General features: G+C 38.1%; 10 protein-coding genes. 3 read left to right on the forward strand and 7 right to left on the reverse strand.

Features of this window, described 5'->3' with window-relative positions; all coding sequences use genetic code 11:
- Positions 1-251 precede the first annotated feature (251 nt).
- The 5 genes from mutS to LB465_RS00625 form a co-directional block, all read right to left on the reverse strand.
- Positions 252-2,843 (reverse strand): DNA mismatch repair protein MutS, encoded by a 2,592-nt coding sequence (gene mutS, locus LB465_RS00605; protein WP_394370915.1) that lies wholly within the window; start codon positions 2,841-2,843, stop codon positions 252-254.
- 124 nt (positions 2,844-2,967) lie between these two features.
- A complete protein-coding gene (locus LB465_RS00610; RefSeq protein ID WP_224465919.1) occupies positions 2,968-4,215 on the reverse strand; it encodes an ATP-binding cassette domain-containing protein in 1,248 nt (415 codons plus the stop codon).
- Between the two features lie 12 nt (positions 4,216-4,227).
- Positions 4,228-6,060, reverse strand: coding sequence for an ABC transporter ATP-binding protein (locus LB465_RS00615; RefSeq protein ID WP_224465921.1), 1,833 nt, complete (start codon positions 6,058-6,060; stop codon positions 4,228-4,230).
- Positions 6,061-6,233: 173 nt separating this feature from the next.
- Positions 6,234-6,563: a DUF4377 domain-containing protein gene (locus LB465_RS00620; RefSeq protein ID WP_224465923.1), complete on the reverse strand. Its 330-nt coding sequence runs from the start codon at positions 6,561-6,563 to the stop codon at positions 6,234-6,236.
- A gap of 107 nt (positions 6,564-6,670) precedes the next feature.
- The gene (locus tag LB465_RS00625) at positions 6,671-8,083 is read right to left on the reverse strand and encodes an amidohydrolase family protein (RefSeq protein WP_224465925.1); all 1,413 of its coding nucleotides are present in this window, start codon (positions 8,081-8,083) and stop codon (positions 6,671-6,673) included.
- Between the two features lie 120 nt (positions 8,084-8,203).
- Here LB465_RS00625 and LB465_RS00630 point away from each other — a divergent pair, with 120 nt between their 5' ends.
- Positions 8,204-8,770, forward strand: coding sequence for an RNA methyltransferase (locus tag LB465_RS00630; protein ID WP_224465926.1), 567 nt, complete (start codon positions 8,204-8,206; stop codon positions 8,768-8,770).
- A 116-nt stretch (positions 8,771-8,886) separates the two neighbouring features.
- On the opposite strand, the gene folK is transcribed toward LB465_RS00630, so the two are convergent.
- On the reverse strand, positions 8,887-10,017 hold the full coding sequence (gene folK, locus LB465_RS00635) for a 2-amino-4-hydroxy-6-hydroxymethyldihydropteridine diphosphokinase (RefSeq protein ID WP_224465928.1): 1,131 nt from the start codon (positions 10,015-10,017) through the stop codon (positions 8,887-8,889).
- A gap of 105 nt (positions 10,018-10,122) precedes the next feature.
- Between folK and LB465_RS00640 the strand changes: the two genes are divergently transcribed.
- Positions 10,123-10,821 carry a queuosine precursor transporter gene (locus LB465_RS00640; protein WP_224465930.1) on the forward strand — a complete coding sequence of 233 codons (699 nt, stop codon included), beginning with the start codon at positions 10,123-10,125 and terminating at the stop codon, positions 10,819-10,821.
- Between the two features lie 46 nt (positions 10,822-10,867).
- The gene (locus LB465_RS00645) at positions 10,868-13,549 is read left to right on the forward strand and encodes an AsmA-like C-terminal region-containing protein (protein ID WP_224465932.1); all 2,682 of its coding nucleotides are present in this window, start codon (positions 10,868-10,870) and stop codon (positions 13,547-13,549) included.
- 175 nt (positions 13,550-13,724) lie between these two features.
- Here LB465_RS00645 and LB465_RS00650 read toward each other — a convergent pair whose 3' ends face one another.
- On the reverse strand, positions 13,725-14,519 hold the full coding sequence (locus LB465_RS00650) for a DUF2797 domain-containing protein (protein ID WP_224466195.1): 795 nt from the start codon (positions 14,517-14,519) through the stop codon (positions 13,725-13,727).
- Positions 14,520-14,524: the final 5 nt, after the last annotated feature.

A 14,524-nucleotide genomic window follows, 5' to 3' on the forward strand; every position in this document is an offset into this window, starting at 1 on the left:
TCCACGAGTTATCGTGGCTGCAATAGCGTATTGCGGATGCAAATTTAATATAAATCTTATAATGTCAAAGGCTTTTTATAAAAAATAAAAAAAATCTGGGATAAAAATTATTTTCAAATAAATCCAGACAAAACCACGAGATTATAACTAGCTGTTTACCAAAAGGTACAATAAGTCACAAGCTAAAATTAATTATTCCCCTAACCGCTGAAAACAAAACTGAGAACCGACAACTCACAATAAAAAACTGACTAAGCCTTCGCTTTAGCCTTTTCCTTGCCCACCAGCGTTCTTTTAATCTCATTAAGCTTCATTAAAGCTTCTACAGGAGTAAGCGTATCGATATCTATATGTAACAACTCCTCTTTTAATTCCTGCAAAATCGGGTCGTCAAGGTTAAAGAAACTAAGTTGCATTTCTTCTTCAGCCGATTTCTTTAAAACCTCCCCCGAATCTTCCATTTTATGAGATTTTTCAAGTTTTTTTAAAATCTTATTAGCGCGAAGCAAAACCTGTTGTGGCATTCCGGCCATTTTGGCCACGTGAATCCCAAAACTATGCTCGCTACCTCCCGGCACCAGTTTCCGAAGAAAAAGCACATTATCTTTTAACTCCTTTACCGAAACATTAAAATTCTTTATGCGCTCAAAAGTATCGCACATTTCATTTAGCTCGTGGTAATGCGTTGCGAACAGGGTTTTAGGTTTAGCAGGATGTTCATGCAAATATTCACTTATAGCCCAGGCAATCGAAATCCCATCGTAAGTACTGGTTCCCCGCCCTATTTCATCTAAAAGCACCAAACTTCGGTCAGAAATATTATTGAGAATGCTCGCAGTTTCGTTCATTTCCACCATAAAAGTAGATTCGCCCATAGAAATATTATCGCTCGCGCCAACACGAGTAAAGATCTTATCTACGAGACCGATATTGGCGGCTTTTGCCGGTACAAAACTACCCATTTGAGCCATTAAGACAATAAGCGCCGTTTGTCTTAATATAGCCGACTTACCACTCATATTTGGCCCGGTAATCATAATTACCTGCTGGTTTTCCCTGTCCAAAGTAACATTGTTGGTAACATAAGTTTCTCCAATGAGCAGTTGCTTTTCAATAACCGGGTGGCGACCTTCTTCTATATTCAGGTCGTGGTGGTCTTCAATTTCAGGCTTGCAGTAATTTTCGGATTTCGCTTGTTGCGCGAAAGAGCATAAACAATCTAATTGAGCAATAAGTTGAGCGTTTTGCTGAACCGGCTGAATATAATCATTCATCCATATCACCAGTTTGCCAAAAAGTTGTTGTTCCAGCTGTAAAATCTTTTCTTCAGCACCTAAAATCTTCGCTTCATATTCTTTCAACTCTTCGGTAATGTAACGCTCGGCGTTAACCAATGTCTGTTTTCTAATCCAGCTATCGGGAACTTTATCTTTATGCGTGTTGCGCACTTCAATATAATAGCCGTACACATTGTTACTCCCAATTTTCAAAGAAGAAATTCCGGTAATTTGGGTTTCACGTTTCAGCATATTATCCAGGTAATCCTTCCCCGAAAAAGCTATTTTTCTGAGATCGTCAAGTTCTTCCGAAAAACCTTCAGCGATACAATTTCCTTTTAAAATATTTACCGGGGCGTCTTCGTGCAGGCTTTCTGTTATTTTGCTTCGTAGCACCTCACAAGAATGTAAATTATCACCAATCACTTTAATCGCTTCATTCTTACTTTTTAGTGCGAGCTCTTTTATTGGAATAACTGCCTGCAGAGAATGATTTAGCTGAAGTACCTCCCGCGGTGTTACTTTTCCCGTAGCGACTTTAGAAATAAGTCGTTCCAGGTCGCTAATCTTTTTGATGTTTTGCTGAATTTCAGCTAAGACTGAAGGATTCTCGAGTAAAAATCCAACCACTTCGTGACGCTTTTTCACTTTCTCGGCGTTCTTTAAAGGCAGGGCCAACCAGCGTTTTAAAAGCCTTCCGCCCATTGGCGAAATCGTTTTGTCTATCACATCAAGCAAAGTCACTGCATTGGCCGCGTTAGAATGATACAACTCCAGGTTTCTAATGGTAAAACGATCCATCCATACATATTCCTCCTCAGCTATTCTATTTATCGCGGTAATATGTTGCAATTTCCGATGTTGGGTTTCGGCCAAATAATGTAAGATCGCACCCGAAGCGATAATTCCTTCTTCCAAATGCTCCACCCCAAAACCTTTTAAAGATTTAGTTTGAAAATGTTCGTTTAAGGTTTCGTAAGCGAAATCCTGTTTAAAAACCCAATCTTCCTGATAAAATGTATGAAAATCTTCCCCGAAAATCTGTTTAAAATCCTTCTTGTTTTTCTTCGGAATTAAGACCTCACTGGGATTAAAATTCTGAAGTAACTTATCTATATATTCTGAATTTCCCTGTGCCGTGAGAAATTCACCGGTGGAAACATCTAAAAACGAAACCCCAAAGACTTTTTTTCCGAAATGAATAGCACATAAAAAATTATTCGATTTACTCTGAAGCACCTCATCGCTTAAAGCCACACCGGGAGTTACCAGTTCGGTCACACCGCGTTTTACAATGGTTTTGGTCATTTTAGGATCTTCCAACTGATCACAAATGGCCACTCGCTCCCCCGCTTTTACCAGTTTTGGCAAATAAGTATTTAAAGAATGATGTGGAAATCCAGCAAGCTCGGTACGCTCACTACCGTTGTTCCTATTGGTGCAGACAATATTTAAAATCCGCGCGGTTTTTACTGCGTCTTCACCAAAAGTCTCGTAGAAATCTCCCACGCGAAACAATAGTAAAGCATCGGGATACTTTGCCTTAATGGCGTTGTATTGCTTCATTAACGGAGTAACTTTAGGGGATTTCTTGGCTGCCAAAATTTTTAAATTTTATTTCCCGCTAAAGTACAGAATCCCATATTTTAAAGGAAAATTATCTCTGGAAGTTATTTAATTTTTTCCACAATTACTGTACGAGAATTTCCCCTTTAGATCCATTTTTTGAAGGAACCAGACGGTAAACAGCTTTTGGTTTCAAGCCCTTCTCAGTTCTATGCGAAACAAAAACTACCGCTGTTTCGCTTTCCTTTGCAATAAGATTAATAAGCGATGTGATTTCTAAGGCACTTTTATCGTCCAGAGAAGTGGTGGGTTCATCTAAAATAAGCAAAGGTGGGTGCTTGATCATCGCCCTGGCGATTAAAATCATTCTTTTTTGAAGCTCTGGTAATTCTTTAAAAATCTTTTTTGATTTATCTTCTAAATTCAGGGTTTTTAGCCATTCTTTGGCTAACCTGGTATCTTTATCACCTGGTTTTTGATACAAACCTACACTATCCATCAAACCTGAAATTAACATTTCCAACACCGTGTTTCTTCGGTTGAAAAGTTCAGTGAGTGCAGGCGAAAAATAACCGATTTTCCTCTTAATCTCCCAAACGCTTTCGCCGCTGCCCTTTTTGTTTCCGAATAAATATAAATCCAAACCGTAAGCTTTGGGATTATCGCCGTAAATCATTGAAAGCAAAGTGGTTTTCCCGGAACCGTTGGGCCCGGTAAGTTGCCAGAAATCGCCCTTTTTAATTTCCCAGGTAATTTTATTTAAAATCGGATTTTCATCGTAAGAGACAGAAACATTTTTCATCTTCACTAACACCTCAGGTCTTCTGCGAAATTTTTCAGGGGGTGGCGGAATAGTTTTTATTTCTGAAAAATTGGTTTTATTCTGACTTCCTAAAAATTCTGAAGTACCAATAACCTCTAAAATTTGTTCATTTTCGACTTTCAAAACTGAATCTATAAAAGGTAATAAATCTTTCTTTCGATTAAAAACTTGAATGATAGCGGTAGTTTCTGAAATATGCTGGAAGGTCGATTTCAAATCAGCTACCGAAGCTTTATCCAGACTATCATAAGGATTGTCCAAAACCAGAAAATCAGGTTTTTGCTTAAGCAAATACTCCAAAAAAGCTTTTCGTTTTTCTCCACTTGAAAAAGTTCTTAGAGAACGATTCTCATTCTGAATTAACACCGAATTCCCGTGTTTATAATCTTCTTCTATAAATTTGTTTAAAACCGTCTCGGAAAACAGCAGGCCTTTTTTTCCCTGCAATTCCTTTAGCTCCATAGGAGGATTTCCTTTTAAAAGCTGCCGTAGCAATTTTCCCTTTACAGAAAAGTCGGTTCCGAAAATTGCGTAGTGTTTTAAATTCATACTGAATATCTCTTATTGATAACCCTGCGCCTGTAAATTGAACAATTCGGCGTACAATTGATCATTTTTCATCAATTCCCGGTGGGTTCCAATTTCCAGGACCGCACCATCTTTTAAAACCATGATTCTATCGGCTATTCTTACCGTACTGAATCGGTGCGAAATAATTACCGCGGTTTTGCCTTCGGTTAGTTTAATAAACCGATCAAAAGCTTCGGTTTCGGCGCGAGCATCTAACGCAGAAGTGGGTTCGTCTAAAATTAAAACCTCAGCGTCTTTCATATAAGCACGGGCAATCGCGATCTTTTGCCATTGACCGCCCGAAAGATCTTTCCCTTGTTTAAAACGTTTACCCAATTGCTGATCGTAACCTCCCGGCATTTCAGAGATCACCTCATTCGCCAGACTTTTCTCAGCAGCGCTGTTTATTCGCTCCTGATTCTGGATTTCTTCAATTTCACCCATCGCGATATTTTCACGAAGGGTTAATTCAAACTTCACAAAATCCTGGAAAATCACTCCGAAGTACTGTTGATATTGGGTTTGATCATATTGTTTTACCGGAATATCATCCAGAAGAATCTCACCTTCCGTAGGTTCATAGAACCGAAGTAATAATTTAATGAGCGTGGTTTTTCCGGCACCATTTTCTCCCACAAAAGCCAGTTTTTCACCTGCTTTTAATTCAAAATTGATATTGCGCACCACCCAGGCTTCAGACTTTGGATACTTAAAGCCGACATTTCTGAATTCAAATCCTTTTTTAATTTTCTTCGGAAGCGATAATTTTTCTTCCGAAGTTTCATTAGCATATTTAAGGTCCAGAAATTCAAAATAGTCCTGAAGGTAAAGCGCGCTATCGGTAATTGCTGTAAATCGGGTAAAAAATCCCTGTAACTTGGATCGCAACCTATTGAAAGATCCCGAAAGAAAGGTAAGGTCACCAAGCGAAAAAATTCCCGCCACGGTTCTAAAAACGATTAAAAGATATGCGCCATAATAAGCTCCCGTACCAATCACATTAAATAATGAACCCCAACCGGCACGTTGTTTTGCCAGTTTTTTACTCATTAAATAATAAGTATCGGAAAGGTTTTTAAACCGTTCGGCCAGGTAATTTGACAGTCCGAAGAGCTTCACCTCTTTTGCCGTCACATCGCTGGCACCGGCGTAGCGCAAATAATCCAGTTCACGACGCTCTTGCGTCCAGCTTCGGGCCAGGGAATAACTCGTCCCACTAAACTTAATTTCATTGATAATTGTAGGAACTACCGAAACGACCAGTAAAATAATTAGCCATGGCTCGAAAGCCACAACTCCGGCCAAAAGAGTGAAAATAACCACCAGATCTTCGGCCTGGGTGAGAATGTTAGACATAAGTCCAACCCTTCCTGTAGTTTGCTGCCGGGCACGTTCCAGTTTATCGTAAAACTCAGAATCTTCTAACTGATCCAGATTTAATTCTGAAGTTTTTTTGATGATACGCACTGAAGTATCGATACTATACTGATCGCCCAATAAACCATCGGTTAAACTAATCGCCCGGCTCATTAAATCTGATAAAATTGCAAGGCCAAATTCGGCTGCCACCAACAACCACAACCTATCCAGATCTTTTTCTTCGGCGGCAATTTGTAAAACTACCTCATCAATAATCAATTTTCCTACAATAAGGATAATTACCGGTAAAACAGCGTTAACGGTCCTTGCCAATACATTCGCGTAAAACAGCGAAGGATTCACTTTTCTGATTTCCTTAAAAAAACGAGGTACAAACTTTAGGGAAGCAAAACTCCCTCTCAAATTAACTTTATTGGCTTCTAATGACTTTTTAGATCTTGGCAAGGATGATTTTTTCTTTGCAAGTTAGCTAAGATTTGAGAAATTCAGGTATAATAAGAAACAAGAGTAAAGACCCAAGACCCAAGATACAAGACTGAATACTGAATATGTAACCTAAAATTAAAATTATAGAAACTACTGTATTAGTCCCTGAAACAAGGTTGCTTTATAACAATCTAAACCTTCTCCTTGGAAATTATCTTTACAAGCCTGTAAGAAATCGAGGAGCCATCCATGGGAGGATTTTTTATTTTCTTCTTTTTCACTTTTAAGTGATAAATATAACCGGGTTCATAATCAAAACCTTCTATGCTGTCTTCGTAATAAAAAAGGTTCCAGTCATCTGTACCAATTTGGTCTCCCTCCTGTACCAGTAAGCATTTTCCTTCCCTTTCTCCCACACATTCTTCGGTATAGCTATTCACCACCATATCTACCACTTTTAAATCTTCGCTAAAGCTAACACTAAGCAAAAACACCAATCCTATAATTCCAGTCTGCATCATAACAATTCATTTTCACCCTTTTAAAGTTAAGTGATTATATGATTTACGAACTGGGGGATTTCCCCTTATTATATTCCAATTTAAGATCCGGAAATAGTAAGGACTGACTAATCCCGATCCTTAGTCCTTTTAATCTCCTGAAGCATATTCCTTAAATCTTCTCGATTAAAAACTTTTCCACTTTTTACTACCGCAGTAATTGTGTTTAGGTGCTGCAAGTTCTCTAAAGGATTCTCTTCAAGCAATAAGAGATCGGCAATTTTTCCTTCTTCCACACCACCATATTTGGCCCCCAAATTAAGAAACTTAGGCCCATTAATTATAGAACTTTTTAATACCTGTGCATTAGTTAATCCGGCTTCCGCTAAGGCATTTAATTCCCCGTGCAGAGATTCACCAGGATACACATAAGAATTAAAGGCACCACAATCTGATCCTGTTAAAATTTTTACACCGGCATTTTGCATAGGCTCTATCATCCTATTACTTATTTCTTCCATCTTCTCACGCATTTCACTTCCCGAAGCTTTTGCTCGCTTCGCTCCTTCTATTCTACCCTGATAGGTTTGTTGGATGCCCGGGCCAATATAATCTAGCAAAGAATCCTGCTGATGATTTACTTCCAAAATTTCAGCCAGGGTTTTTCCAATATAAAGGGTGGGTGTTACGAATACATTTTCTTCGCTCATTTTTGCGAAAACCTCATCGGTCAGTTCCGGATCGTAGGTATCGATCAAAGGCTCTATCATTCCATAGCCAAGGTTAAGCCTTGTAAGACTGTCGGCTGCGGGAGAACAAGCTTTTAACGGGTAATACATATGTTCGGCACCATCCAGCCCAAGGGATATCGCCTTCATAAAATCGGCGCTCATTGGCATATGACCGGTGGTTTTTAATCCTCTTTCTTCAGCTGCTTTTATAATTCCGTAGTAATTTTCTGCGGAAAGATTTCCATCATACATTTTCACATAATCTACTTCCAGTTTTTCGAGAGAATCTAGTGCAGTCACAATATCACTCGAATCTGAAACTTTTATGGATCCCGGCCAGGCGGGTTGATCACCATCAAGTTTAGGACCCGAACTAAAAATTGTAGGACCGTTTAATTTTCCTTTGGCAATCTGGTCTTTCCACTCCATAACACTGGGAGTTATATCACCGCCTGCATCTCTTACCGTGGTAATCCCATATGCTAAAAATAGTGGTAGTAAATCTTTATTCTCCTGGATTAAAGTATCTCCTCCTCTAAAATGAACATGATTATCCCATAGACCGGGCATTACAAATTTTCCATGGGCATCTATTTCTTCTTTTGAGGTATAAGAATCCTTATCACGGTAATCGCTAACTTCAACAATTTCATCTTCAGAAATAAAAATAGTTTGCCCTTCTTTTAAATCGTTATTTTCCACATCTACAATAGTGGCGTTAAAAATCACCAGGTGGTAGGTTTTTGTTTCTTTATTATTACAGGAAGAAACACCGATTAAAAATAAAAGAGAATAGATAAGTTTTTTCATTTCTATTGAGTTTTGACTGAAAAGTCTAAGATAAATTAAATTTTAAAAGACCTGGAGTTATAGGGAGAAAACCCAGAGAGAATTCTTCGGAAGAAAAAATGGAAATCCTATTTTTGCGTTATGGAAAACCGAAAATTAAAAAACAGCGAACTGGACCGTAAGTCTATTGAAGAATTCAAGGAAGCTAAAAAAACGCCCATTATCGTGGTACTGGATAATATTAGAAGCTTAAATAATATTGGTTCGGTTTTTCGAAGTGCCGATGCTTTTTTAATTGAAAAAATTTACCTCTGTGGGATTACCGCACAGCCACCTCATAAAGACATTCAAAAAACCGCTTTGGGCGCCACTGAAACCGTAGCCTGGGAATATCTTGAAAATACGCTCGAGGTTGTTGAGAAATTGCAAAATGAACATACAAAAGTCTTTGCAATCGAACAGGCTGAAGGCTCTGTTATGTTAAATGATTTTAAAGCCCTGGCGGGAGAAAAGATCGCCGTGGTTTTTGGGAACGAGGTAAAAGGCGTGCAGCAAAAAGTAGTTTCAGCCAGTGACGGAATTATTGAAATCCCGCAATTAGGAACAAAACATTCGCTGAATATTTCAGTAAGTGTTGGAGTGGTTCTTTGGGATTTGTTTTCTAAGATTTCCCAGAATAACAGAGAGCAATCTTATATGAGCCATTAAATTTCTCTTTCGAAATTTTCTAAGACCTCAACATGTCATTGATTTAAGTGAAAAAATACCTACAAGGTTTTGGAAACCTTATAGGTAAATTATTTTCTGTTGGGCTTAGGGGAATTTTAGTTGGCTTTAATCTCTTCCAAAATTGCTAAAAAATCGGCGCGGTTATTAACAAAATCTTTGCCCGAAATATCTATAATTTGCACCCTCATATTGGTTTGAGTCTTAATAAAATTCAGGTAGCTTTTATTGATCTCTACTAAATAATCGGGCTGAATATTTTGCTCGTAATCGCGGCCGCGGGCTTTGATATTTTCCAGCAATCTTTCGGTATTTTGGTAGAGATAAATATATAAATCCGGTTTTACCAGTTCTTTATACATTAGATGAAAAAGCTTGTGATACAAAGCATATTCATCTTCGTGTAAGGTGATTTTTGCAAAAATAAGCGACTTAAATACATCGTAATCTGAGATCACAAAATCTTTAAAAAGATCATATTGCGCTAAATCGTCTGAAAGTTGCTGATAGCGATCGGCCAGGAAAGACATTTCCAGAGGAAAAGCATAACGCTCTTTATTTTCGTAGAATTTGGGCAAAAAAGGATTGTCTTTAAACCTTTCTAAAATGAGTTTTGCATTAAAATCTTCGGAAACCATGGTTGAAAAACTCGTTTTCCCGGCACCGATGTTTCCTTCAACTGCGATATAATTCAGTTTATTTAAATTGAATGCTTTTTTAGGAATCTCTAGCTTTTCAGGAATCGCTTTTATTTCTGAATTGTCCTCAACCCGCTTCAGTAATTTTTCAATAGAGACTTTAAAGACGGGATGAATTTCCTTCGCAGCGATATCAGCCAGGGGAAGCAGCACGAATTTCCGGTTTTGCATTTCGGGATGAGGGATTACCAAATCTTCCGTTTGCAAAGTTTCATGCTCAAAAAGTAAAATATCCAAATCCAGGCTTCGGTTTTGGTAATTCTGTGTATCAGAGCGAACCCGGCCGGCATTAGTTTCAATAATTAGTAATTTACGAAGAACTTCTTCTGCAGAAAATCTTGTAGAAACAGCAACACAGGCATTTAGAAACGCGTGACCGCTAAAACCCCAGGCGGGTGTTTCATAAACCTGAGAAACCTGTTGTATCTCACCAATTTCTAAATAAATTTTATGCAATGCGTTTTGCAGAAGTTCAAAGCGGTTGCCCACATTGCTTCCCAGCGCGATATGTACTATTTTTGGGGAATTCAAACTGAATGAAGAAAAATTATTAAAGCTATCCTGTAAATTTCACAGCAAATTAAGTAAAACAAAATCACATACCCCTAATTTTGCGGGAAGACTTAAAAAATAAATTTGGCTAAACTATTACTCAAAGACAAACTTGCAGCACAGCGTATTTATTTAATCCTGGCAGGGCTTTTTATCGCCTCTTTAGTCGTTTCCAATTTAATATTTCAAAAATTTTTTAGTTGGGATTTTTTCGGCATATACACTTTTGAGATTTCTGTAGGAATTTTACCCTATCCGGTAACGTTTCTAATAACCGATATTATCAGTGAAATCTACGGAAAGAAAAAAGCCAACCAGGTAGTGACCACGGGTATTTTTGCCTCGTTCTTTTCTTTATTGATTATCTACACAGCAGATGCTGTGCCGGCTACAGAATGGTCGCCCATAGGCAATGCCTTGTTCACCAAAGTTTTTGGCGCTACAACCATTGCAGTATTCGCCTCTATGGTTGCCTATTTACTGGCGCAGTATATAGATATTCAATTATTCCATTTTTGGAAAAGGTTGACCAAAGGAAAACATTTATGGCTCAGGAATAACTTTTCTACATTTTTATCGCAGTTTGTAGATACGTTTTCGGTCTTGTTTTTGCTCTGTAGTTTTAATAAAATTGAATGGGATTTATTTGGCGCACTTTTACTTAGCGGATTTCTGTTTAAAGTAATTATTGCCGCCTTAGATACGCCCCTGCTCTATGCTTCGGTTTATGCGTTTAGGAAACGCTTTAAGTTGAAGCAGGGCGAAGAATTAAAATATGACTAACTTTAAAAAACCTTGCTAATTAGCAAATAGGTTAAATATTATAGCAATGAAAAAAGTATTTAAAATAATTGGTATTGTATTGCTCGTGATTGTAGTGATACTTGTTGCCGCCCCGATTTTGTTTGAATCGCAGATAAAAGATTATGTGCGTAAAACTGCTAACGAAAGTGTGAATGCAGAGGTAGAATTCCGCGATATCAGTCTAAGCTTTTTCAGGAGTTTTCCGCAGGCAACGGTGGTAATTGAAGATTTTAGCGTCATAAATAACGAACCTTTTAAAGGTGACACACTTGCTCTTGGTGAAGAACTACAATTGGAAATGTCTATTAAAGAATTATTCAAAGGTGCAGACGAGCCCAAAGTTCTGGACGATATTAAGATCAATAATACTTTTCTGAATATTAAAGTTGATTCCCTGGGAAATGCCAATTACGATATCGCTATTGAAGATAGCACTGCAACTGCCAGCGATTCGGCTTCAACCGGATTTAGTTTCGATTTAAAGCATTACGAGATCAATAATTCCCGTGTAAAATATTTAGATGAAGGCCAGAAACTTCTGCTTGATGTAGAAGAATTAAACCACCAGGGAACCGGTGATTTCTCTCTGGCTGAAAGTGAACTGGATACTGAATCTACTGCGCTGGTTTCTTTAGATTACGACGGGGTAAATTATCTAAATCGAAACAATGTTTCCCTTGATGCGGTAATTCAAATGGATTTGGAGAATATGCGCTATACATTCCTGGAAAATGAAGCAATGGTAAATCAGTTGCCACTTACTTTTGAAGGTTATGTTCAGGTAAATGAAGATAATAATGAGATCGATTTAAGTTTCCAAACGCCTTCTTCAGACTTTAAAAACTTTCTGGCGATAATGCCTGCTACCTATGCAAAAAATATTGAAAACGTTGAGACCAATGGAGATTTCATCGTAAACGGAAGAATACAAGGAATTATTGATGAAACCTATATACCAAAAATGGATATTAAGGTAAGTTCCAATAACGCCTCTTTTAAATATCCCGATCTACCTAAAAGTGTAGAAAATATTAATATTGATCTTCAGATTTTAAATGAAACCGGACTTTTAGAGGATACCTATCTTACATTTGATAATGTGACTTTCAGTATAGATCAGGACAAGTTTGCCACCAACGGAAGCGTAAAAAACCTGATGGGAAATATGCTTGTAGATATGGCACTTAAGGGAACGCTAAATTTAGCGAACCTCGAACAGGCTTATCCTCTGGAACTTGAACAAGACCTTAATGGAATTTTAACCGCCGATGTTACCACGCAATTTGATATGAATTCTATTGAAAAGGAACAATATCAAAATGTAAAAAGCAGCGGTACGGCCAGCATTAGAAATTTCAGTTATAAATCGCCTGAAATACCTAACGAAGTAAAGATCGCTAATGCTACAATGAATTTTAACCAGGGTAATGTGCGTGTACCCGAATTAAAACTTACTACTGGTCAAACCGATATTACAGCTTCAGGAAACATTGAAAACCTAATGGGCTTTTTATTTACAGACCAGAATTTAAAAGGAACCTTTACTGTGAATTCTAATGTTTTTGCCATTAACGATTTTATGATCGCAGAAACTGAAGTTGAAACCGGAAACGAAGAAACTCAAGGCGAAATTTCTACTCCAGGTACAAAAGAAGCGGTAAAAATTCCATCGTTTTTAGACACAGCACTGGAATTTAATGCAAACACCGTAATTTATGATAACCTGGAGCTCAAAAACGCCACGGGAACCATTATTTTACGTGATGAGACAGCAACTTTGCAAAACATTACTACCGATATTTTCGGCGGAAATATAGCCCTGGAAGGAAATGTTTCTACTAAAGGAACAACGCCAACTTTTGATATGGATCTGGCGCTTAACGCGCTAAATATAGCAGAATCTTTTAACGGATTGGAAATGTTACGAGGACTGGCGCCGGTTGCACAGGCACTGCAAGGTAAATTGCAGACCAATCTTAAATTAAACGGAAATTTAAATGAAGATCTTACTCCTCAGTTATCTACTCTTGCCGGAAATGCCCTGGCAGAAATTTTAACTGCCGAGGTAAACCCAGAAAAATTAGCCTTGCTTTCACGTTTAGATCAGCAACTGGATTTTATAAACTTAAAGGACATTGATCTGGATAAACTTAAAACCCGTTTAACTTTTAGCGATGGTATGGTACAAATTGAACCTTTCGATTTTAATGTAGAAGGAGTGAATGTTCAGGTTTCCGGTAGCCACGGCTTTGATATGAATATGAATTATAATTTGAATCTGGATGTTCCTGCAAGAATGCTAGGGAGCCAGGTTGGCAATGCGCTTAGCAGATTGAGTGGAGATGAACTTCAAAATATGACGGTAGCGCTGCCTATAGGTTTGAAAGGAACTTTCCAAAACCCGCAGATCAATATAAATATGGAACAGGCGGTTAGCAATCTAACCCAGCGAATTGTTGCAAAGCAGAAAGAAAACCTCCAGGAGCGCGGGCAGGATGCTATTAGAGATATTATTAATAAGCAAACGGGAAGAAACCAGGAGCAACAAACCGACACAACCGCGGTACAGGACTCTATACAAACGGAAACTCCTAAAACTGAACAAGCCCCTAAAACCCAGGAAGAGGAAGTTAAAGATGCGGCGAGAAATATCTTAGGTGGAATTCTGAAGAACAGAACTCAGAAAAAAGATACTACCGGCAATTAAAAATTAAACCCTCACAGGTCTCGATAATTATGGAGATCTGTGAGGGTTTATTATTAAATCGTCATTGCGTGGAGGCACAGCCGACGCGGCAATCTGTCAATTATAGTCTACGATTTAGAGATTACTTCTCCCGATAAAAATCGGGATCGTAATGACATTTAAACTTTAGATAATCCTACTTTACGCCCAATTCCACTACAAAACCTTCGTGGGCGCGGACGTTAAAAACGGTACCGTCCTCAAAAATTAAGTATTGTCCTTTAATTCCTTTTAAAACACCTTCGTAAAAAGGGTTTTTACCCAAATTCAAGGTTTTTATTTTCTTCGGAAACTCCAACACGGGAAAATCTATTTCGAGTTCCTTTCTATCAGCCAGGTAATATTCTTTCGCTTCTTCAGGAATAAAATTTTTTAGTTTATCGCGCTCTTCAGCAAGATTTAAATCTAAAACCTCATTGGTAAGCATTTTCCGCCAATTCGTTTTATCTGAAACATGACTTTTTAACGCCACTTCGGTTATTCCGGCGAGATATCTATTTGGTACTTCTACAATTTCAATAGCCTCATGCGCACCCTGATCTATCCAACGCGTGGGAATTTGCGTTTTTCGTGTCACCCCAACTTTCACATTGCTGGAATTTGCCAGGTAAACCACGTGAGGTTGCAACTGTGCCCGTTTTTCAAACTCCAGGTCGCGGTCTTCTTCATCTAAATGTGCTTTACTCAACTCCGGATTCATAATCCAGTCTCCTGCTTGTGGAATAGAAGTAAAACAATCGTAGCAATAACCCTGTCGGAATATTTTCTTTTGCAATCCACAGTTTAAACATTGAAATCGAAGAAAATTAAGGCTTATTTTCTTCCCGAGAACCTGGTTCATATTAATGAAATCTTCTTCAAAAATGAGGTAATACTGCACCTTATCGGTGATCTCAGTTCTCATTTTTCTAAACACCCCTTCGTATCTCATCTTTT

Source organism: Salegentibacter lacus (assembly GCF_020164555.1).
Lineage (GTDB): Bacteria > Bacteroidota > Bacteroidia > Flavobacteriales > Flavobacteriaceae > Salegentibacter > Salegentibacter lacus.